At 32.8% G+C, this 22,266-nt stretch carries 17 protein-coding genes; 9 read left to right on the top strand and 8 right to left on the bottom strand.

The genetic code is table 11. The features are described 5' to 3' along the window. Nucleotides 1-5: 5 nt before the first annotated feature. The 6 genes from ileS to panC form a co-directional block, all read right to left on the bottom strand. The gene (gene ileS, locus FHS04_RS09240; RefSeq protein WP_106677222.1) at nt 6-3,410 is read right to left on the bottom strand and encodes an isoleucine--tRNA ligase; all 3,405 of its coding nucleotides are present in this window, start codon (nt 3,408-3,410) and stop codon (nt 6-8) included. Nucleotides 3,411-3,523: 113 nt separating this feature from the next. Continuing rightward, nucleotides 3,524-4,885: a DNA repair protein RadA gene (gene radA, locus FHS04_RS09245; protein WP_106677220.1), complete on the bottom strand. Its 1,362-nt coding sequence runs from the start codon at nt 4,883-4,885 to the stop codon at nt 3,524-3,526. After that, entirely contained in the window at nt 4,885-6,030 is a 1,146-nt protein-coding gene (locus FHS04_RS09250; RefSeq protein WP_106677218.1) for an alpha/beta hydrolase, read from the bottom strand. Before FHS04_RS09250 ends, radA begins: the two co-directional genes overlap by 1 nt. Before the next feature lie 35 nt (nt 6,031-6,065). Next, complete coding sequence (locus tag FHS04_RS09255; RefSeq protein WP_106677215.1) at nt 6,066-7,022, bottom strand: lysylphosphatidylglycerol synthase transmembrane domain-containing protein; 957 nt, start codon at nt 7,020-7,022, stop codon at nt 6,066-6,068. Further along, a complete protein-coding gene (panD, locus tag FHS04_RS09260) occupies nt 7,023-7,373 on the bottom strand; it encodes an aspartate 1-decarboxylase (RefSeq protein ID WP_027879612.1) in 351 nt (116 codons plus the stop codon). A gap of 13 nt (nt 7,374-7,386) precedes the next feature. Beyond that, nucleotides 7,387-8,235: a pantoate--beta-alanine ligase gene (gene panC / locus FHS04_RS09265; protein WP_106677213.1), complete on the bottom strand. Its 849-nt coding sequence runs from the start codon at nt 8,233-8,235 to the stop codon at nt 7,387-7,389. A gap of 109 nt (nt 8,236-8,344) precedes the next feature. Between panC and FHS04_RS09270 the strand changes: the two genes are divergently transcribed. The 7 genes from FHS04_RS09270 (at nt 8,345) to FHS04_RS09300 (ending at nt 19,289) form a co-directional block, all read left to right on the top strand. Then, entirely contained in the window at nt 8,345-9,154 is an 810-nt protein-coding gene (locus tag FHS04_RS09270) for a glycogen/starch synthase (protein WP_106677211.1), read from the top strand. A 17-nt stretch (nt 9,155-9,171) separates the two neighbouring features. Next, nucleotides 9,172-10,800: a DUF4270 domain-containing protein gene (locus FHS04_RS09275; protein WP_106677209.1), complete on the top strand. Its 1,629-nt coding sequence runs from the start codon at nt 9,172-9,174 to the stop codon at nt 10,798-10,800. Between the two features lie 5 nt (nt 10,801-10,805). Next, on the top strand, nt 10,806-12,653 hold the full coding sequence (gene glmS, locus FHS04_RS09280; protein WP_027879616.1) for a glutamine--fructose-6-phosphate transaminase (isomerizing): 1,848 nt from the start codon (nt 10,806-10,808) through the stop codon (nt 12,651-12,653). A gap of 191 nt (nt 12,654-12,844) precedes the next feature. Continuing rightward, complete coding sequence (locus FHS04_RS09285) at nt 12,845-15,607, top strand: TonB-dependent receptor (protein ID WP_106677207.1); 2,763 nt, start codon at nt 12,845-12,847, stop codon at nt 15,605-15,607. 11 nt (nt 15,608-15,618) lie between these two features. Then, the gene (locus FHS04_RS09290) at nt 15,619-17,256 is read left to right on the top strand and encodes an SGNH/GDSL hydrolase family protein (protein ID WP_106677204.1); all 1,638 of its coding nucleotides are present in this window, start codon (nt 15,619-15,621) and stop codon (nt 17,254-17,256) included. A 168-nt stretch (nt 17,257-17,424) separates the two neighbouring features. Continuing rightward, on the top strand, nt 17,425-18,933 hold the full coding sequence (gene atpD, locus FHS04_RS09295; RefSeq protein WP_106677203.1) for a F0F1 ATP synthase subunit beta: 1,509 nt from the start codon (nt 17,425-17,427) through the stop codon (nt 18,931-18,933). 77 nt (nt 18,934-19,010) lie between these two features. After that, nucleotides 19,011-19,289: a F0F1 ATP synthase subunit epsilon gene (locus FHS04_RS09300; protein WP_106677201.1), complete on the top strand. Its 279-nt coding sequence runs from the start codon at nt 19,011-19,013 to the stop codon at nt 19,287-19,289. A gap of 60 nt (nt 19,290-19,349) precedes the next feature. Here FHS04_RS09300 and FHS04_RS09305 read toward each other — a convergent pair whose 3' ends face one another. Further along, nucleotides 19,350-19,790, bottom strand: a complete 441-nt coding sequence (locus FHS04_RS09305) for a LexA family protein (protein WP_106677199.1) — start codon at nt 19,788-19,790, stop codon at nt 19,350-19,352. A gap of 137 nt (nt 19,791-19,927) precedes the next feature. Further along, nucleotides 19,928-21,187 carry a Y-family DNA polymerase gene (locus FHS04_RS09310; RefSeq protein ID WP_106677197.1) on the bottom strand — a complete coding sequence of 420 codons (1,260 nt, stop codon included), beginning with the start codon at nt 21,185-21,187 and terminating at the stop codon, nt 19,928-19,930. Between the two features lie 133 nt (nt 21,188-21,320). Between FHS04_RS09310 and FHS04_RS09315 the strand changes: the two genes are divergently transcribed. Then, entirely contained in the window at nt 21,321-21,734 is a 414-nt protein-coding gene (locus FHS04_RS09315; RefSeq protein ID WP_106677192.1) for a putative signal transducing protein, read from the top strand. Beyond that, a complete protein-coding gene (locus FHS04_RS09320; protein WP_106677190.1) occupies nt 21,735-22,265 on the top strand; it encodes a hypothetical protein in 531 nt (176 codons plus the stop codon). It abuts the gene before it with no gap. The last annotated feature ends 1 nt before the right edge of the window (nt 22,266 follow it).

Genomic DNA, 22,266 nt, shown 5'->3' on the forward strand with positions numbered 1-22,266 from the left:
AATTTTTAATTTTTTTGAATAGACAATTTGGTATTTACGTCATCAAAAGCAATTTCTATACCATTGTCTATTTGGTTAATAATTTCAAGATTATCAGTTAAGGTTTCGGTCTTAATATAATCTAGATTGTTGTTAATAGCCTGCTCGATATTTTGATCGTTTTGGATTTGTACAGTAATTCTATCTGTGACTTCAAATCCAGAGTCTTTACGTAGGTTTTGAATTCGGTTTACTAATTCTCTTGCAATACCTTCTTCACGTAATGGCTCTGTAATAGTTACATCTAAAGCTACTGTTATTTTACCTTCATTAGCAACTAACCAACCTTCAATATCTTGCGATGTTATTTCAACATCTTCACGTTGTAATGTAATAATTTTTCCATTACAATCGATGTCTAAAGTGTTATTTTGTTCAATATTTTTAATATCGTCTGCGCCAAGTTTTTGTATCTCACTAGCAATCAACTTCATATCTTTACCAAAACGTGGTCCTAGCACTTTAAAATTAGGTTTTATTTGCTTAACTAAGATATCTGAAGCGTCTTCTAAAAGCTCGATTTCTTTAATATTAACTTCGTGTTTTATTAAACTTTCTACCGCTTTTATTTCTTCTCTTTGCTGTGCAGAATCTACAGGAATCATAATTTTCTGTAGTGGCTGACGTACTTTAATTTTCTCTTTAGCTCTTAACGATAATACTAATGAAGAAATTGTTTGCGCATTCTCCATTTTTCGCTCTAAAGATTTATCTACAAAGCTTGCATCGTATTTAGGGAAATCTGAAAGGTGAACACTTTCAAACGTCTCTTTTTTAGTTACGCTATTTAAGTCTAAATACAGCTTATCCATAAAGAATGGTGCAATTGGCGCGCCTAACTTTGCAATGGTTACCATACACGTATACAGCGTTTGGTAAGCCGAAATTTTATCGGTTTGGTAATCGCCTTTCCAGAAACGTCTTCTGCTTAAACGTACGTACCAGTTACTTAAGTAATCTTGCGTAAAATCTGAAATTGCACGTGCTGCTTTTGTAGGCTCATATTCGGCATAATATTCGTCTACTTTTTGAATTAAGGTGTGTAATTCTGAAAGAATCCAACGGTCTAATTCTGGTCGTTCTGCTAAAGGAATTTCTGCTTCAGCATAACTAAATTTATCTAAATTGGTATATAAGCTGAAGAACGAATACGTATTGTACAACGTACCGAAAAACTTACGTTTTACTTCTTCTACACCTTCAATATCAAATTTTAAGTTGTCCCATGGATTGGCATTACCAATCATGTACCAACGTGTAGCATCTGCACCATAATTATCTAAGGTTTCAAAAGGATCTACCGCGTTACCTAAACGCTTAGACATTTTTTGTCCGTTTTTATCTAAAACTAATCCGTTTGAGACTACATTTTTATACGCTACAGAATCGAAAACCATTGTTCCAATTGCATGAAGCGTATAAAACCAACCACGTGTTTGATCTACACCTTCTGCAATAAAATCTGCTGGAAAAGCTTCGTTATTATCAATTAAGTTTTTGTTTTCAAACGGGTAATGCCACTGCGCGTAAGGCATTGATCCTGAATCAAACCAAACATCTATCAAGTCGCTTTCGCGCTTCATTGGTTGACCTGAAGGCGATACTAACGTAATTTGATCTACAATGTTTTTGTGTAAATCTATTTTATCATAGTTGTCTTCAGACATGTTGCCAACTTCAAAATCTTCAAAAATATCTTTTTGAAGTACGCCAGCTGAAACAGCTTTAGCCATTTCGGCTTTTAATTCTTCTACAGAACCGATACAGATTTCTTCTTTACCATCTTCTGTGCGCCAAATTGGTAACGGAATTCCCCAATAACGTGATCGTGATAAATTCCAATCGTTTGCATTGGCTAACCAGTTACCAAAACGTCCTTCTCCAGTAGATTTTGGTTTCCAGTTAATGGTTGTATTTAACTCATGCATTCTATCTTTTACGTCGGTTACTTTGATAAACCAAGAATCTAATGGATAGTATAAAATTGGTTTATCTGTACGCCAACAGTTTGGATAGCTGTGCTTGTATTTTTCTACCTTAAAGGCTTTATTTTCTATTTTAAGTTTGATGGCAATTTCTACATCAACTGACTTTTCTGGTGCTTCGCCTTCTGCGTAATATTCATTCTTTACGTATTTACCAGCAAACTCGGTCACTTCTGGTCTAAATTTACCTTGTAAATCTACTAATGGTACCAAGTTATCATTCTCGTCTTCTACCAACATTGGTGGTATTTCTGGTGTAGCTTGTTTTGCCACTAAAGCATCATCTGCTCCAAAGGTTGGCGCTGTATGTACGATACCTGTACCGTCTTCAGTCGTTACGAAATCTCCAGATATTACTCTAAATGCATTTTCAGGATTGTCATTTGGTAATACGTAATCTAACAATTGTTCGTACTTGATACCAACTAGATCTTTTCCTTTAAATTCTTTTACGATGTAGAAAGGAATTTTCTTGTCTCCTTCTTTATATTCAATTAATTCTGGCTTTGTTTCAACTTGCTTATACTTACCGTCAAATTGTTTACCAACAAGATTTTTAGCCAATATCACATTCATAGGTTTGAAGGTATATTGGTTATACGTTTCGACTAAAACGTAATCTATTTTTGGACCAACGGTTAATGCTGTATTACTTGGTAATGTCCAAGGTGTTGTAGTCCAAGCTATAAAATGAATATCGCCTTCGTTTTGTAAAAAGTCTGGTAACGTATCTGCTACAGCTTTAAACTGCGCTACTACAGTTGTATCTGTTACATCTTGGTATGTTCCTGGTTGATTAAGCTCGTGAGAACTTAATCCTGTTCCTGCTTTTGGAGAATATGGCTGAATGGTGTAGCCTTTATACAGCAATTCTTTATTGTAGATTTGCTTTAACAACCACCAAACACTTTCCATATATTTTGGTTTATAGGTAATGTATGGATCGTCCATATCTACCCAATATCCCATTTGTTGAGTTAGGTTATTCCAGATATCTGTGTAACGCATTACAGCTTTACGGCACGCTGCGTTATACTCTTCTACTGTAATTTTTTTACCAATATCTTCTTTGGTAATTCCTAACTCTTTTTCTACACCTAATTCTACTGGTAAACCATGTGTATCCCAACCAGCTTTACGCTTTACTTGGTAACCTTTCATGGTTTTATACCTTGGAAAAATATCTTTTATTGCACGTGCTAATACATGGTGTACACCAGGTAAACCGTTTGCAGATGGCGGACCTTCAAAAAACACAAAAGGTTCTGCGTTTTCGCGAGAGGTTACACTTTTTTCGAAGATATTATTGTCTTCCCAATAGTTAAGAATTTCTTCTGCTACTTTTGGTAAGTTAAGTCCTTTATATTCAGGAAATCCAGTATTCATGTTTTCGTTTTTCTTATAAGAGTCGCGAAATTAATGAATTCTGTTTAAAAGTCTGATTTTTGAGCATAAAAAAAGCTTCAAATTGAAGCTCTTAAAGAAGAATTTTAATAATTCTAACTTAAAAAATCTACAATATCTTCAATTTTTGAAACCAATTGAATTTTTATTCCTTTAGGTTTAATAGTAATCTTATTGTATTTAGACACAAAAATGGTTGAAAAACCTAGCTTTTCAGCTTCGAGAATACGTTGCTCTACACGCTGTACTGGTCTAATTTCTCCAGACAGACCAACTTCTGCAGCAAAACAAAAATCGGTTTGAAGTGGCTCGTCTTCATTTGAAGATAAAATAGCAGCTACTACTGCTAAATCTATTGCTGGATCATCAACATTAATACCTCCAGTTATATTTAAAAAAACATCTTTAGCGCCTAATCTAAATCCTGCACGCTTTTCTAAAACTGCCAATAACATATTTAAACGTTTGGCATTAAAACCTGTAGCACTTCGTTGTGGTGTACCATACACAGCTGTACTAACTAGCGCTTGTACTTCTATCATTAAAGGACGCATACCTTCTAAAGTTGCAGCAACTGCATTACCTGATAAAGCTTCGTCTTTTTGAGAAATTAAAATTTCGCTTGGGTTAGAGACTTCTCTTAAACCAGATCCTTGCATCTCATAAATACCAAGCTCGTTTGTTGACCCAAAACGGTTTTTGTTAGCACGTAAAATTCTAAACACATGATTACGATCGCCTTCAAACTGAAGTACAGTATCTACCATATGTTCTAGTATTTTTGGTCCTGCAATGTGTCCATCTTTTGTAATATGTCCAATTAAGATTACTGGTGTATTGGTTTCTTTAGCAAACTTGATTAGCTCTGTAGTACATTCTTTAATTTGCGAAATGCTTCCACTTGAACTTTCAATATAATCACTATGCAATGTTTGAATGGAATCTACAATAACTATATCAGGTTCAATTGCTTCGATTTGCTTAAAGATATTTTGAGTTTTGGTTTCGGTTAAAATGTAGCAGGTTTCGTTTTTTGGATTAATACGTTCTGCTCTCATTTTTATTTGTTTCTGGCTTTCTTCACCTGAAATATACAACGTTTTGTAAGGTAATTTTAAGGACACTTGAAGCAACAACGTACTCTTACCAATACCTGGTTCTCCACCTAAAAGCGTTAAAGATCCTGGTACAATACCACCACCTAAAACACGGTTAAATTCGGCATCATTAGTATCTAATCTTACATCTTGAGACGAATCAATTTCTTTTAGTTTTAAAGGCTTTGAAACTCTTTTTGAAGTGTTGGAAGTTGACGTTTTCCAATCATTTTTTTCTGGTTTTTGAACAACTTCTTCTACAATGGTATTCCACTCTTTACAAGATGTACATTGACCTTGCCACTTAGAAAATTGTGTGCCACAATTTTGACAAAAAAACGTTGTTTTTACTTTTGCCATTAATACCCAAAGTCTGATTTAATTTGTTCTGCCAACTCTAAAACTAAATCTTTTGTAATACCTCCTATTTCTTGTAAAACATATGCAGATTGATATGTTTTCATTGCTCTTTTAGACTTACCAGTTTCTTCGTAAAAACGACCAAGATAATAATGTCCAAGTAAGGTATCTGGGTATTCTTTACGAGCTAAATTACCTAAATCTTCAAAGTATTCGTACTTTTCTTTTTTCTTAATCGCAGCTTCGATTGCTTTAAAATCGTTAATTAAAATTGGCTTTTTTATACCGAAAAGCGTTTCTATAGTTTCATATTTTTCTTTTAAATAATCAACCGGATTTCCTTCAAGATTTAGAACAGTTTCTTTGTATTCTTTTAAACTTATTGGTTGAAATACTAAGAATATTTTTTGTAAAGCTTTTGGGATAGCCTGCGCAGGTAAAGAATAATGTGTCGCGTCTGTAAAAACTTCAGAATGATCTAAAAGGTTATCATTTTCTATTGAAGAAATACTTTTTGCTAACGCTTCGGTTTCTTCTTTAATATCACCTTTATCATTGTTTGCTGCTGCTAAATAATAGAATATTTTTTGTTCTAATTTTGGCATTTTCTCTGTTAGATATGTTTTCATATCTGGTGCCAAACTTGGACTTAAACTAATATAGGCTTGAAATAAAGGAACACCTTTTAATAAATAGTAATTGATAAAGTTTGCTGTTTGCCCATGTCCAACTGCTACTTTAAAATTTTCTGTACGGAAATTTTTATCTATAAACGGAATAAGCTCCATACTTACAAACTCAAAAAAAGCAGCACCAGTCTCTATTGGTAACGAGTTTTGCTCGCTATAATAGCAATCTGCCTCACGTTTTTGATATTGATTTATTCCTACTACGATTGCTTCTGGCATATCTTCCCAATAGGCTGCATAATCTACGTTTCCTGCTACGATTTCAAATAAATAATCTCCGTCAAAAACGACAACTACAGGATATTTTTTATCTGAAGTATCGTAGTTACGTGGTACTTGAATTTTTAATTGACGAGATTCGCCTAACTTTTCAGAGTTTATTTCTTTATAAATGGTTTGGGATGTTAGCGTATTGCTTAAAACTAACGTTATTAGGAGTAATAAAAAACGTTTCATAAGGTTAATAGATTAAGTTTAGTGCAATGTACAAATTATTTGTTTCGGTTAAAAAAAGGAAGATACAATAAAGATAGTCCTCCTAAAACAAATATTAATAGGGTTTGGGATGTCCACATAATCCATCCAAATGCACGACTTGGATCTTCAGGTAAACCAAATAAAGTAAAAGCTATTACAATTGCTTCTGGGTATGATCCAATACCACCGTTTGTTGCTGCTATACTAAATGTAGCTAAAATAAACCCTATTAAAACAGCTCCAATAGATACATTACCCAGATCCTTTATAGCAAATGTGGTTATATAAAACATTGAAATATACATTGCCCAGATAAAAAGTGTATGGAAGATAAAAGCCCATTTCTTTTTCATTTTAAAGACACTTAACGCACCTTCTATTAAACCATTTGCAAAATTTTTAATTTTGATTGTTATTTTTGAACTACTCTTTTTGATATAAATTATTGAAAGTAATCCTAAAATCAATAAAATTGAAAAGGCAACTATAAGTTTGTTTAGGTCGAATTTTTCTGCAAAAAAATTAAAGATGAATTCAAATTGAAGTACTAGCGTAACTCCTATTATTAATAGCATGACTATAAAGTCTGCAACACGCTCTGCAACAATAGTCCCAAAACCTTTTTGAAAAGGCACACCTTCGTAATTTGTTAAGACGGTTGCTCTTGCCACTTCGCCTGCTCGTGGTATAGTGTAATTTATTAAATAAGCAGCAAAAACTGCCATTATACTATTACCCATTTTTACTTTATAACCCATTGGCTCTAACATAAACAACCAACGGTAAGCTCTTGATAAATGACTTAATAAACCAAAAATAACACCTAAAAAGATATAAAGATAATTGGCATTTTTAAAATATTCTAATAAGCCAGAGATTGATATTTTAGATAAAGAATACCAGATTAAAAAAACTCCCAATAAAATTGGGAGCACTATTTTTAAAACTTGTATTATCGGTCTTTTAGACATCTATTTTAGAAGGTTTGTTGCTTCATCAGGAAATACTAATGATGGTTTAAATACCTTAGCTTCTTCAATATCCATAAAAGCATAAGTGATTAAAATTAACACATCTCCTGGAGATACTAATCTTGCTGCAGCTCCGTTTAAGGTTATTTCACCAGAATTACGTGGACCTGGTATTGCATAGGTCTCTAATCGTGCGCCATTATTATTATTTACAATCTGCACTTTTTCGCCTTGAATAATATTGGCTGCATCCATTAAATCTTCATCAATGGTTATACTTCCAATATAATTTAGGTCTGCACCTGTTACTTTTACACGATGAATTTTTGATTTTACTACTTGAATTTGCATGGGACAAAGATAATTAATTTAAAGCTATATTGTCAATTAGCCGAATTTTTCCTGCATATACTGCAATAAAAGCTCTGTATTGCTTGTTTTTAGATTTACGTTTTACTGTTTTTAGGGTTGCTTCGTCTGCTATGGTAAAATATTCCAACTCTAACAATTCGTGATTAGCAAACTGATTTTCAACCCATTCTACAACTTTATTAGCACTTTTTGTGCCAAACTTTTCTTTGGCAGCTTTTAATGTCTTATAAATAAAAGGCGCTACTACCTTATGCTCTGGTTTTAATCTTGTGTTACGAGAACTTAAAGCTAAACCATTAGCGTCTCGTTTAATTTTACAACCTACAATATTAACAGGTATATTATATTTTGAAACTAGCTTTTTTATAATTGCTAATTGCTGAAAGTCTTTTTCTCCAAAATAAGCATTATTAGGCTTCACTATATCAAACAAAAGTTTTACAATTGTTCCTACGCCATCAAAATGACCGTCTCTAAATTTACCTTCCATTTGATGTTCTAATCCATCAAAATTAAATTTTCTAGATTTAGTTTCACCTTCATAAATATCCTCTACCGTTGGTGCATAAACAATAATTTTATCAGATAAAGTATTTAACAAGTCAACGTCTTGCTGTAAATTTCGTGGATATTTTTTTAAATCTTCAGAGTTATCAAACTGTGTTGGATTTACAAAAATACTGACTACAACCAGATTATTATTAGCTAAAGCCTCTTCAACTAAACTTAAATGGCCTTGATGTAATGCACCCATAGTTGGTACAAATCCAACGGTCGTATTTTCTTCCTTTAAAGAAGAAATCCTAGCATTAAGTTCGTCTTTTTTTCTAAAAACAATCATTGTTTATTATTTAATTAACGCATGCAAACTTAATCTTTTAGTGGCAATCTGCATAAAATTTTGTACTTTTGCGTGTTTTTTAATTTTAATTCTAAAAAGCTAGTAATTTATGAAAGATAAGAGGATATTATATGTATCATCTGAAGTGGTGCCTTATTTACCAGAAACTGAAATTTCGTCAATGTCGTTTGAAACACCTAGAATGGTGAATCAACAAGGAGGGCAAATAAGAATTTTTATGCCTAGATATGGCAATATAAATGAAAGAAGACACCAATTACATGAAGTAATACGCTTATCTGGAATAAACCTTGTTATTAACGATTTAGATATGCCTTTAATTATTAAAGTTGCATCTATACCTAAAGAAAGAATTCAGGTATATTTTATCGATAATGACGAATACTTTAAAAGAAAAGCAACATTTACAGATGAAAACGGCAATCTTTTTGAAGATAATGACGAACGCGCTATTTTTTTTGCAAAAGGAGTAATTGAAACTGTAAAAAAATTAAATTGGTCACCAGATATCATTCATGTACATGGTTGGCTAGCATCTTTATTGCCATTATACTTAAAACAGTTTTATAAAGATGAACCTTTGTTTAATCAAAGTAAAATTGTAACATCTGTTTACAGCCAAAGCTTTGACGAGACGTTAAATAAAGATCTAATTAATAAAATAAAATTTGATGGTATAGAAGAAGACCAGATTAAGGTTTTAGAAAATCCTACATACTCAAGCCTAATGAAGGTTGCAATAGACCAATCTGACGCTTTAATAGTTGGTTCTGAAGATATTCCTGAAGATTTAACAAAACATTTAAAAGATTCTAAAAAACCTGTCTTAGATTACCAACCGAAAGATGAATTTAGTGAAGCTTACACTAATTTTTACAATAATGACGTTTTAAGCTAATAAAAGCATAAAAATTAATGAAAAAATATATAAGTAAAGCCTTTCAACCACTAGCTATATTAGGTTTAATCGCTTTAGTCACTGTAGGTTGCGACAGAGATTACTTAAATGTTGATAGCGATATAAGAGGTGTACAAAACTTTGAAACCAATCGTAAAGTTTTCCCTTTTGTTTCTTATACTAAAAAAAGTAATCCAATTCAAACAAACGGGTTACCAAACAATCTTTTAGGTGTATATCATGACGATATGCAACCTTACGGAGCTACAGAAGCAAGTATTATAACTCAAGTTTTACCAACAAACTTATCCCCAGATTTTGGTGTAAACCCAACACTTCAATCTGTAAAACTTTACATACCATATTATTCTGAAATAGAAAGTACAGATGATGATGGAGTTTCTACATATACATTAGATTCTGTTTTTGGTAATCAATCTGCAACATTTAAACTTTCTATTTATAGAAGCAATTACCTATTAAGAGACTTAGACCCTGCTTCAGATTTTGAAGACCAACAGCTTTATTACTCAAACATATTTGAAACTATAGATGTAAATTCACAAACACTAGAGTTACTTTATGAAAACAACGATTTTTCAATTAGTAATTCTACTCACAGTATTACTAACGAAGATGATGAAACAGAGGTTTTAGCTCCTGGAATTTATGTAGATCTTTTTAATGATAGCAACGCAAACATCATTAACTTAAGCGATTGGGGAAATTTATTTTTTCCTTATCAAGACAGCGAAGAACTTTCAAACAACAGTAGTTTTTATAATTACTTTAGAGGATTAATTTTTAAAGTAGAAGACAATACAGGAGACGGTAGTATGGCTATGCTTAATTTAAGTGATGCCAATGCTAATATAACTTTAGAATATAACTATTACGATGAAGATGATGTTGATCAAGAAGAATTATTAACAGGCCAATACACTTTAGACTTTACAGGAATTAAAGCTAACAACTTTAATAATTTATATACCACGCCTACAGATGGTGACGCTACTTTAGGTGATGACAATTTGTATTTAAAAGGAATGAATGGAAACTTTTCTGTCATTAAATTATTTGAAGGTACAGTTCAAGATGAATCTGGAAGTGATGTTCCTGCTCTAGAATATTTTAAAGAAAAAAATGAAAAATGGTTAATTAATGAGGCAGACTTAATTTTTTACGTAAATCAAGATCTTGTTAATAACCAAAGTAGTTCTAATGATGTTGAATCAGAAAGAATAATGCTTTACGATTTAAAAAACAATGTACCTATTATAGATTATTATTTTGATGCTTCTAGCAACTTTTTAAACCCAATAAACTCAAAAATTATTTATGCGCCACGTTTAGAAAGAGACGAAGATGAAAACGGTATTAGATACAAATTTAGATTAACAGAGCATGTTAAAAATATCCTTATAAGCGACTCGACAAATTTAGATTTAGGAATATTTGTTTCAACTAACGTAAACAACATATCCACTTCAAGAATAATAAACACAACTGAAGAAGATATGATAAATTTTGTTCCTTCAAGTTCAACTATCTCTCCTAAAGGTACTGTACTTTATGGTAGTAAAGAATCTGTTCCTGAAGAAAACAGAGCAACTTTTGAAATTTATTACACAGAAACCGAAAACTAAAAATTATGTGTGGAATTGTAGGCTACATAGGAAAAAAAGAAGCTTATCCTATAGTAATGGAAGGCTTAAAAAGACTAGAATATAGAGGTTACGATAGTGCCGGTATAGCTCTATACGATGGATCAGAACTAAAGTTATCAAAAACAAAAGGTAAAGTTGCTGATTTAGAAGAAAAAGTTAAAACAGAAATCTCAAAAGATGGTTCTGTAGGAATAGGTCATACACGTTGGGCTACTCATGGTGTACCAAACGATGTAAATTCTCATCCACATTATTCTAACTCTGGTGATTTAGTAATAATTCATAATGGAATTATTGAAAACTATGAATCTATAAAAAAAGAGTTAATCAAACGTGGTTACACTTTCAAATCAGATACAGATACCGAAGTTTTAATAAACCTAATTGAAGACGTTAAGAAAAACGAAAAAGTTAAATTAGGAAAAGCAGTACAAATTGCACTAAACCAAGTTGTAGGAGCATATGCTATTGCTGTTTTTGACAAAAATAAACCAGACGAAATAGTCGTAGCTAAATTAGGAAGTCCATTAGCTATAGGTGTTGGAGAAGAAGAGTTTTTTATAGCAAGTGATGCATCACCTTTTTTAGAATACACTAAAAAAGCTATTTATTTAGAAGATGAAGAAATGGCTATTGTAAGACTTAAAAAAGGAGTTAAAATAAGAAAAATCAAAAACGATTCTTTAGTAGACCCTTACATTCAAGAATTAAAAATAAATTTAGAACAAATAGAAAAAGGTGGTTATGAACATTTCATGCTTAAAGAAATTCATGAACAACCTAACGCTATAAAAGACACCTACAGAGGAAGATTAAGAGTCAATGATAGCATTATAAAAATGGCTGGTATTGATGATAATCTAGAAAAATTCTTAAACGCTAATAGAATTATTATCGTCGCATGTGGTACCTCTTGGCATGCTGGATTAGTTGCAGAATATATATTTGAAGACCTAGCAAGAATACCTGTTGAAGTAGAATACGCTTCTGAGTTTAGATACCGTAATCCAGTAATTTCAGAAAAAGATGTTGTAATAGCAATCTCTCAATCTGGTGAAACTGCAGATACACTTGCAGCCATTAAATTAGCTAAACAAAAAGGAGCTTTTGTTTTTGGTGTCTGTAATGTTGTTGGTTCTTCTATAGCTAGAGAAACACACGCAGGTGCTTACACTCATGCAGGACCAGAAATTGGTGTAGCTTCAACAAAAGCATTTACAACTCAAATTACAGTACTAACGCTTATAGCTTTAAAATTAGCTAAATCTAATGGAAACTTATCTAATTCTGAATTTCAAAAACATTTAGTAGAATTAGAATTAATACCTAATAAAGTAGCTGAAGCTTTAAAATCTGACGACCATATAAAAATGGTAGCAGAAACCTATAAAGACGCAAAAAACTGTTTATACTTAGGTAGAGGTTTTAATTTCCCGGTAGCTTTAGAAGGTGCTCTAAAACTAAAAGAAATTTCTTATATCCATGCAGAAGGTTATCCTGCTGCAGAAATGAAACACGGACCAATTGCATTGATTGATGATCAAATGCCAGTATTTGTAATTGCAACAAAAAAAGGACATTATGAAAAAGTAGTAAGCAATATCCAAGAAATAAAATCAAGGTCAGGTAAAATAATAGGAATTGTAACTAAAGGTGACCAAGACGTAAAAGAATTGGCAGATCATGTCATTGAAGTTCCAGAAACTATCGAATCTTTAACTCCTTTATTAACAACAATACCATTACAACTTTTATCATATCATATTGCTGTTATGTTAGGTAAAAATGTTGATCAACCAAGAAACTTAGCAAAATCAGTTACAGTAGAATAAAAACTAAATAGTTAACACTAGCTTCAAAATCTTAAAATATTCAATAATCCCTGGTGATTTTTACGAATAATAGATTTTGAAGCTATTTTTTTTCGCAAAAACTTATTATGCACGCATAATTTTCTTTCACTTTTTTTTAAGATTTAGTTAAAAAACGTATATTGCTACAATAATTAAACTAAATCTAAAAAATGAAGACAACCCTTAAAATTGCAATGTTGTTCTTTTGCGCCATTACTTTTGCGCAAACAACAATAACAGGTACAGTTGTAGATGATGTAAGTAAACAACCTATACCTAGTGCTAATGTTATTATCCTCGGAACTTCAGAAGGAACAGTAACAGACTTTGACGGAAATTTTACTTTAAACACAAACCAAACACCACCTTTTAGTATACAAGTAAGTAGTGTTGGTTTTACAAGTCAAACAACCGAAATTACCTCTAACAATCAAAAAGTAGACATCGTTTTAACAGAAGGAACATCTTTAGATGAAGTTGTTATTTCTGCGTCTCGTACACCAGAACGTATTTTTGAATCTCCTGTAACGGTAGAGAGATTCGGTTTAAAAGAAATTAAAAACACTGCTTCTGTAGATTTTTATGATGGGTTAGAAAACCTTAAGGGTGTAGACATTAATACAAATAGTTTAACATTCAAATCTATTAACACACGTGGTTTTGCAACATTTGCTAACACTAGATTTATGCAGTTAGTAGATGGTATGGATAACTCTGCTCCTGCGTTAAACTTCCCGTTAGGTAACTTATTAGGTATGACAGAAACTGATGTACTAAGTGTAGAGCTTTTACCTGGTGCATCTTCTGCTCTTTACGGTGCAAATGCCTTTAACGGAATCTTATTCATGAGAAGTAAAAACCCTTTTGATCATGAAGGAATTAGTGGTTATATTAAAAGAGGTATAACATCTCAAGAAGCGGCTGGAGACAATCCTTTAACAGATTTAGGTATTAGAATGGCTCATAAATTTTCAGATAAATTTGCTGTAAAAGTTAATTTTGGTTACTTAAAAGGAACTGATTGGGCTGCAACTAACGAAAAAGATAAATTAAATAGAGGCTTAACAAGATCAGACTATGACTATGATGGCATTAACGTTTATGGAGATGAAGTATCTACAAACATTAGATCTGCTTCAGGTTTAGGTATTATTCCCGATGTAACAGTAAGTAGAACTGGTTATAACGAAAGAGATCTAACTAACTATAATGCTGAAAGTATAAAAGCAGATTGGGGATTATATTTTAGACCATTTACAGATAGTGATTTTGAAATTGCTTATGTAGGAAAAGTTGGTTCTGGTAACACTATTTACCAAGGTGCAAATAGATACAATATCAATAATTTCTTTTTACAACAACATAAATTAGAAATTAGAGATAAAAACTTCTTTGTAAGAGGTTATGTAACAGAAGATAAAGCTGGAGATTCTTACGATATGGTTTTTACAGGAATCAATATTAATAGATCATGGAAGAGTGACGAAGATTGGTTTGGAGATTACATTGCAACCTTTGCAGGTATAGAGTTAAGTGGTAACCCTTTAGGCCTATCAGAACAGCAAAAGCATGACGCTGCAAGAGCTGCTGCAGATACAGGAAGATATTTACCAGGAACACCAGAATTTCAAAATGCGTTTAACAAAGTTACAAGAGATCCTGATTTAAGCACTGGTTCTAAATTTCAAGATAATTCAAAAATCTATCATGCAGATGCTAATTATAACTTTAGTGACATGATTGATTTTGCTGAAATTCAAATAGGTGGATCTTATAGAAAGTATAAATTAAACTCTTTTGGAACTATTTATACAGATAATGATGGTCCTATAGATTATTCTGAAGTTGGTTTTTATACTCAAATTCAAAAAAACTTCGACTTAAGTGAAAATGTAGAATTAAAAGCAACAGGTTCTGTTCGTTATGACAAATCAGAATTATTTGACGGATTCTTTTCTCCTAGATTATCTTTAGGATTTACAGTTAATAAAGATCATAACTTCCGTGCTTCTGTTCAAACAGGATTTAGAAACCCTACTACTCAAGACTTGTACATTGGTCTAGATGTAGGAAGAGCTGTATTAGTTGGTGGTGCTTTAGATAACCCAGAAAGATATGTAGACACTTACAATGTAAGTCCTGCAGGTCAAGCTTTTACAAACTCTGCAACTATAGACTTCTCTGGACAAAGTGCTTATACAAACTCATACTTAGCTAACTCTGTACAAGATTTTGCAGAATCAACAAATCCTGCAGATTTAAAAGTCGCAAATTCTAACTTTGCTCAACCAGAACAAGTAACTTCTTTTGAAGTTGGGTACAGAGGTAAATTAGATAAGTTTATAGTAGACGTAAGTGCATACTATAACTCTTACAAAGATTTCTTAGCTAATGAAACTGTAATCGCTCCTTTCTACGGAACAGTTGGAGATAACTCTTTATCTTTATTAGCTATTCAAAATGGAGATTACCAAGCTTATCAAACATACACTAACTCTGATGCTAACGTAAATTCTTACGGAACTGCATTAGGTGTAACAACTAAAGTCTTAAATGATTTTGACTTAGGATTTAACTATACATACGCAAAATTAGATTTTGATCAAGAAAATAATCCAGATTTTAGAACAAACTTCAATACTCCAGAACATAAAGTAAAAGCAACATTTGGTAACACAGAGTTATTTAAAAACTTTGGATTTAACCTTGCTTGGAGATGGAGTGATGCTTACTTCTGGGAAGCGTCGTTTGGTGATGGAGAAGTACCTGCATACCACACAATTGATGCACAAATCAACTACAGAGTTCCAAGTTTAAAATCTACATTTAAGGCTGGAGCAACAAACCTGTTAGGTGATGAGTACTTTACAGCTTTTGGTACTGGATTTATTGGATCTCAATACTACGTATCTTGGACTATTAATAACCTATAAAATTTATGAAAATGAACAAATTAAAATATATATGGATACTTGCTGCAGCTTTAGGCTTTACAGCTTGTAGTGATGACGATAGTAGCTCAGATGATGTATCTGAACCGCTTCCAGAATTAACAGCTGGAGATGCAAATTTTTCAACATACGTTTCTTTAGGTAACTCACTTACTGCTGGTTTTGCAGATGGAGCTTTATACAGAATATCTCAAGAAAACTCCATGCCTAATATATTATCCGGTCAATTCTCTTTAGTTGGTGGCGGTAACTTTAACCAACCACTAACAAATGATAATACTGGTGGGTTATTAATTAACGGTAGTCAACTTCCTGGTTTTGGTCCAAGATTGGTTTTTGATGGTAGTGGTCCAACTTCTATTACAAACTTAAACCCTATGGCTCAAACTACAACAGATATTGTTTTGAATAATCCAACTGGACCATTTAACAATATGGGTGTTCCAGGAGCTAAAAGTTTTCATTTATTAGCTCCAGGTTACGGTGATTTAAACGGTTTATTTGCAACACCTGCGACTGCAAATCCTTATTTTGTAAGAATGGCAAGTTCACCTACAACATCTGTTATAGCAGATGCTATGGCACAAACACCAACGTTCTTTTCTTTATGGATAGGAAACAATGATGTTTTAGGTTATGCTTTATCTGGAGGAGAAAGTGATACTATGGCAGAAAATTATGATCCTATTACTGATCAAGCAACATTTGATGTTGCATATAACACTTTAGTAACAACGCTTACTTCTGGAGGCTCTCAAGGTGTAGTAGCAAACATTCCAGATGTTACATCAATACCTCATTTCACAACAGTACCTTACAACCCTTTAAGTCCTGATAATCCTGATTTTGGTCCACAAATACCAACTTTAAACACGATTTTTGGAGCAATTAATCAAATATATGATGCTTTAGGACAACCAGAAAGAGCTATAGTTTTTTCTCAATCAGAGAATAGCCCTGTAGTTATTAAAGACGAAAGCTTAACAGATATTTCTGCTCAAATAAGTGGAGCGCTTATGGCTAGTCCAACATTTCCTGCTTTTATCGCACAATTTGGGCTTCCTGCTCAAGCAGCTCCGTTAGTAGCAAACCTTTTAGGAAACACTTATGGTCAAACAAGACAAGCAACAGCTGCAGATTTATTTGTTTTACCAAGTAGTAATGTAATAGGAACTGTTAACACGGATTACGCTGCTACATTAGTAGCGCAAGGATTACCGCCAGCACTAGCTGGACAATTCTCTGCAGAAGGTATTACTAAACCTTTAGATGACAAATGGGTTTTAATTCCTTCAGAACAATCAGAAATAGCATCTGCTACTGCTGCATTTAATTCGACAATAGAAAACGCTGCTAATAACGCAGGTTTAGCATTTGTTGACGCTAATACGTTATTAAATCAATTAGCTAATGGCGGTATTTCTTCAGGAGATTATTTATTAACAGCAAGTTTAGTTACTGGTGGTGCATTTTCTTTAGATGGTGTTCATCCAAACTCTAGAGGTTATGCGTTAATTGCTAACGAATTCTTAAAAGCTATAGATGCTACATATGGCTCTAACTTTGAAGCTTCAGGAAACCTAGTAAATATAGGTAACTACAATACAACATATTCTGCTGGATTAAACTAAATTAGCAGCAAAATTTAAATTTATAAAACACCTTCTGCATGAAGGTGTTTTTTTATATTCAAAATAAGAAAAAAGACCTTTTATTTTAAATAAAAACACCTATCTTTGCACGCGAAAACAGAAATAGTTTTCATTCAATTAAATACCATAATATTAAACAGATAAGTAATGTCAAAAGTTACAGGTAAAGTTGCACAAATAGTTGGTCCAGTTATCGATGTAGAATTCGGAGCCGGTACTGAACTACCAAAAATTTACGATTCATTAGAAATTAATAAGGCTGACGGCTCTAAGTTAGTACTAGAAGTACAATCTCACATTGGTGAAGATACTGTACGTACTATCGCTATGGACTCATCAGATGGTTTAAGTAGAGGAACAGAAGTTGTTGCAACTGGCGCTCCTATCCAAATGCCAATTGGTGGTGATGTTTACGGACGTTTATTTAACGTTATTGGAGATGCTATTGATGGTTTAGGAGACTTACCTAAAGCAGGAGAAGCTGGTTTACCAATTCACCGTCAAGCACCAAAATTTGAAGACTTATCTACTTCTACTGAAGTATTATTTACAGGTATTAAAGTTATTGACTTAATTGAGCCTTACGCAAAAGGAGGTAAGATTGGATTATTTGGTGGTGCCGGAGTAGGTAAAACAGTATTAATCCAGGAGTTAATTAATAACATTGCTAAGGGTCACGGTGGACTTTCAGTATTTGCTGGAGTTGGAGAAAGAACTCGTGAAGGAAATGACCTTTTAAGAGAGATGTTAGAGTCAGGAATTATTAAGTATGGTGACGACTTTATGCACTCTATGGAAGAAGGTGGATGGGATCTTCAAAAAGTTGATAAAGCTGCTATGAAAGACTCTAAAGCAACTTTCGTTTTTGGACAAATGAATGAGCCACCAGGAGCACGTGCGCGTGTTGCCTTATCTGGTTTAACAATAGCAGAATACTTCCGTGATGGCGCAGGAGATGGACAAGGAAAAGATGTACTTTTCTTCGTAGATAACATCTTCCGTTTTACACAAGCAGGATCTGAGGTATCTGCACTTTTAGGACGTATGCCTTCTGCGGTAGGTTACCAACCAACATTAGCTACAGAAATGGGTGCAATGCAAGAGCGTATTACATCTACTAAAAAAGGATCTATTACATCTGTACAAGCGGTTTACGTACCTGCGGATGATTTAACGGATCCAGCACCAGCAACTACGTTTGCTCACTTAGATGCAACTACAGTATTATCTCGTAAAATTGCCGAGTTAGGTATTTATCCTGCGGTAGATCCATTAGATTCTACTTCAAGAATTTTAACTGCAGACATCTTAGGAAACGATCACTACGCTTGTGCACAAAGAGTTAAAGAGTTATTACAACGTTATAAAGAATTACAAGACATTATTGCTATCCTTGGTATGGAAGAATTATCTGAAGAAGATAAAATGGCAGTAGGTAGAGCACGTCGTGTACAACGTTTCTTATCTCAACCTTTCCATGTAGCAGAGCAATTTACTGGTATTCCTGGAGTATTAGTAGACATTAAAGATACTATTAAAGGATTTAACATGATTATGGATGGTGAATTAGACCACTTACCAGAAGCAGCGTTTAACCTTAAAGGAACAATTGAAGAAGCTATAGAAGCTGGAGAAAAAATGTTAGCTGAAGCGTAAAATCAGTTGGCAGTATTCAGTATTCAGTCCTCAGTGCGACTGCAAACTGCAGACTGCAAACTGCAAACTAGAAAAATATGTATTTAGAAATTGTATCACCAGAAGCTACTTTATTTAGCGGAGAAGTAACCAGCGTTGTTGTACCTGGTGTAAATGGAGATTTTGAAATGTTAAACAATCACGCTCCTGTTGTCTCTATATTAAAAGAAGGTAACGTTAAAATTACTGGTAATATAGAGTTAGATGAAGCTGTTCAAGATCGTTTTACTAAAGGCGATAAAAACACTACTTTACTAAAAATAAGTTCTGGTACAATCGAAATGAAAGATAACAAAGTAATTGTTTTAGCAGATTAATAAAACAAATAATACTTTTACAATTAAAAAACGCGAAGCAAATGCTTCGCGTTTTTAGTTTTATACTTTTTTAATAACATTGGTAACAATACCCCAAATTAAAAAATTATTGTCTTCTGTGATCTTAATGATAGGATAATTTGGGTTTTCTGGTTGTAACCAAACTTCTTCTTTTTCTACCCGTAGACGTTTTACTGTAAACTCGCCATCTAAAAAACAAACTGCTATTTTATTGTTTGCTGGCTCTAAACTACGGTCTATAACTAACAAATCATTATCGTCTAATCCGGCACCTATCATAGACTGACCGCTTACACGTGCATAAAAAGTAGCTTCTTTGTTTTTTACTAACGTCTCGTCTAATGATAGACGTTCTTCTTTAAAATCTTCTGCTGGTGATGGAAATCCTGCCGAAATACCTGCATCAAAAAAATGAGCTCTGGATTGTGCTGTTGCATCTGGTATGTAAAAGGTTAAACTTCCTGATTTGTGCTTGATCATAGTTAAGTCTTTTTGTTAGCAAATAGTTGCGTTAGGGATTGTAGCATTGTTGGAGCGCCTTGCAAAGCGCGACTGCGAAAAGCCCGACCCAATAGGGTAACGCCCAAATTATATGTTATGTTTTTTAATTATAATGGTTATTTAACTTTTATAATATCGTTTATATTGGTTGTATACCTAGGCGATAATCGTTCTTGACGCATCTTCCAGGTACGTTCTAGGTCTTGACTTGCTAATTTAATTTTATTTGTGTGATATTTTAAATTTATTTGATCTATTGTTTGCATTAGCGGTAAATGCTTTGGGTTTTCTTTTTCGAAAATATTGAGTTGATAATTGTTTGTGGGCACAAAACCTGTTATCATTACGCCTGCTTTTTTATATTCTATTCCTTTTTTAAAAATTTTTGTTACTGCATTAACCGCTGTATTACTAATTATTAAAGATGAATTGGTTGCATAAGGTAAGTGCACTGCTCTGCTTTGTGAATGTTGTGCTTGTTCTTTTTTATGCTTATTACTTTTTAAAAATACAATTATGGTATGACAGCTAGAGTGTTGTTTACGTAACTTTTCTGCACAAGTTACTGCAAAGGTTGCTACACGCTCTTTTATATAACTTAAATCAGAATACGTGTAATCAAAACTACGTGTTGTGGCTATTACTTTTTTAGCTTGATCGTATTCTTCTAAAGTTAATGTTGGTATGCCATTTAAATCGCGATGTAACCGTGCTTCTATTACAGAAAAATTGGATTTTATCCAATCTTCTGGCAAATTAGCAAAGTCTAAAGCTGTTTTGCATCCTTTGGCTTTTAATCGTTTTGATAATTGTCTTCCTATGCCCCAAACGTCTTCAATTTTTAGCCATTTTAATGCTTTTATACGCTTGTCTTCTGTATCTATAACATAAGTCCCTTTAGTTTGTTTAGGAAATTTTCTTGCTATTTTATTAGCTACTTTACTTAATCCTTTTGTAGTTGCTATACCTACGCAGGTTGGTATACCTGTCCATTTTAAAACGCGTTGTCTTATTTGTTGTCCATAATCGTTTAAATTATAATTTTCAAATCCTTTAAATTGCAAAAAGGATTCGTCTATACTATATACCTCAACATCTGGTGTGAACTGTTTTAATATAGACATGACACGACTACTCATATCTCCGTATAGAGGATAATTAGATGAAAGTACGTAGATGTTATTTGTCTTGCAGAAGTTTTCCCATTTAAAAATTGGCGCGCCCATGGGTAAGCCCAAATTTTTAGCCTCATCACTACGCGCAATGATACAACCATCATTATTGCTAAGTATAGCAACTGGTTTACCGTTAAGGTTTGGGTTAAATACGCGCTCGCAAGAGGCATAAAAATTATTACAATCTACTAATGCAAACATATGTGTAAAATTACATAATATGTTTGAATTTATGTTACGTTTTTTACCTTGAAGAATGTTAAAATTTAAATGAATAATAGTAACTTGTAACACTTTAATCCTTTTATCTACTAATTAATATAGATAATAAAATATGTCTCCAACCTTTAAAACCATAGCAAAATTTCAGTATTCTGCAGAAGCGCAGATTATAAAAGGTCGTTTAGAATCTGAAGGTATTGAAGTGTTTTTAAGCGATCACTTAACTATAGACACAGATCCTTTGGTAAGCAACGCTATTGGTGGCGTTAAACTAAAAGTATTAGCTAAAGATGCTTTAAGAGCGCAACATATTTTAGAAACTATTAATAAATACTCGGTAGATGATAATGGCAACGCTATACATTGTCCTAATTGTAACAGTAGCAAAGTAGCTATGTTTTCTACTATTAAAGATTTTAAATCTTTCTTTTCTTTTATGGTTGGTTTTTTATTTGGCACACTTCCCTTTTATGCTAAGGATAAGTATAGATGTGATGATTGTAAAACTGAATTTGATATTAAATAGATGAATAAATACACCATTAGTTATATACAAAAAGTACCATTATGGCGAACTATTTTAGGCGTTGCAATAATAGTTTTTACCATTTTTAACTTAATAACATCAGGAAATATAGCTACAATCGTTCCTTTAGCTTTTAGCTATTTATTATTAAAAACTGAAGGCACAGAGATTGATTTAGAATCAAAAACCTACAGAAAAGTATTTTCAATTCTTGGTTTTAAAATTGGTAAGTGGCAATCAATTCCAGACATTGACTACGTTTCTGTTTTTGCAGCAACATTTAATACCAAAGTTTGGGTATCTACTGCTTCTACAAATATTTCTGAAAACAAATATGCTATTAATTTATTTTACGATACTAAAAATAAAATTGAAGCAACAACGGTATATAAAGAAAAAGAAGCTTTTGATATTGGTTTACATTTAGCTGATGCACTTGACGCAGACTTATTAGACGCTACCGAAACTAATGATTTTAAATGGATGAACAAAGATGCCTATCGTGAAAGAGGTGAATTTGTTTATGAATAAA

This window comes from Mesoflavibacter zeaxanthinifaciens subsp. sabulilitoris, from assembly GCF_014191595.1.
Taxonomy (GTDB): domain Bacteria; phylum Bacteroidota; class Bacteroidia; order Flavobacteriales; family Flavobacteriaceae; genus Mesoflavibacter; species Mesoflavibacter zeaxanthinifaciens.

What these genes read in the sequence shown, in the direction of transcription:
- ileS (WP_106677222.1), bottom strand. Translation starts at nt 3,410, where the DNA reads ATGAATACTGGATTTCCTGAATATAAAGGACTTAACTTACCAAAAGTA.
- radA (WP_106677220.1), bottom strand. Translation starts at nt 4,885, where the DNA reads ATGGCAAAAGTAAAAACAACGTTTTTTTGTCAAAATTGTGGCACACAA.
- FHS04_RS09250 (WP_106677218.1), bottom strand. Translation starts at nt 6,030, where the DNA reads ATGAAACGTTTTTTATTACTCCTAATAACGTTAGTTTTAAGCAATACG.
- FHS04_RS09255 (WP_106677215.1), bottom strand. Translation starts at nt 7,022, where the DNA reads ATGTCTAAAAGACCGATAATACAAGTTTTAAAAATAGTGCTCCCAATT.
- panD (WP_027879612.1), bottom strand. Translation starts at nt 7,373, where the DNA reads ATGCAAATTCAAGTAGTAAAATCAAAAATTCATCGTGTAAAAGTAACA.
- panC (WP_106677213.1), bottom strand. Translation starts at nt 8,235, where the DNA reads ATGATTGTTTTTAGAAAAAAAGACGAACTTAATGCTAGGATTTCTTCT.
- FHS04_RS09270 (WP_106677211.1), top strand. Translation starts at nt 8,345, where the DNA reads ATGAAAGATAAGAGGATATTATATGTATCATCTGAAGTGGTGCCTTAT.
- FHS04_RS09275 (WP_106677209.1), top strand. Translation starts at nt 9,172, where the DNA reads ATGAAAAAATATATAAGTAAAGCCTTTCAACCACTAGCTATATTAGGT.
- glmS (WP_027879616.1), top strand. Translation starts at nt 10,806, where the DNA reads ATGTGTGGAATTGTAGGCTACATAGGAAAAAAAGAAGCTTATCCTATA.
- FHS04_RS09285 (WP_106677207.1), top strand. Translation starts at nt 12,845, where the DNA reads ATGAAGACAACCCTTAAAATTGCAATGTTGTTCTTTTGCGCCATTACT.
- FHS04_RS09290 (WP_106677204.1), top strand. Translation starts at nt 15,619, where the DNA reads ATGAACAAATTAAAATATATATGGATACTTGCTGCAGCTTTAGGCTTT.
- atpD (WP_106677203.1), top strand. Translation starts at nt 17,425, where the DNA reads ATGTCAAAAGTTACAGGTAAAGTTGCACAAATAGTTGGTCCAGTTATC.
- FHS04_RS09300 (WP_106677201.1), top strand. Translation starts at nt 19,011, where the DNA reads ATGTATTTAGAAATTGTATCACCAGAAGCTACTTTATTTAGCGGAGAA.
- FHS04_RS09305 (WP_106677199.1), bottom strand. Translation starts at nt 19,790, where the DNA reads ATGATCAAGCACAAATCAGGAAGTTTAACCTTTTACATACCAGATGCA.
- FHS04_RS09310 (WP_106677197.1), bottom strand. Translation starts at nt 21,187, where the DNA reads ATGTTTGCATTAGTAGATTGTAATAATTTTTATGCCTCTTGCGAGCGC.
- FHS04_RS09315 (WP_106677192.1), top strand. Translation starts at nt 21,321, where the DNA reads ATGTCTCCAACCTTTAAAACCATAGCAAAATTTCAGTATTCTGCAGAA.
- FHS04_RS09320 (WP_106677190.1), top strand. Translation starts at nt 21,735, where the DNA reads ATGAATAAATACACCATTAGTTATATACAAAAAGTACCATTATGGCGA.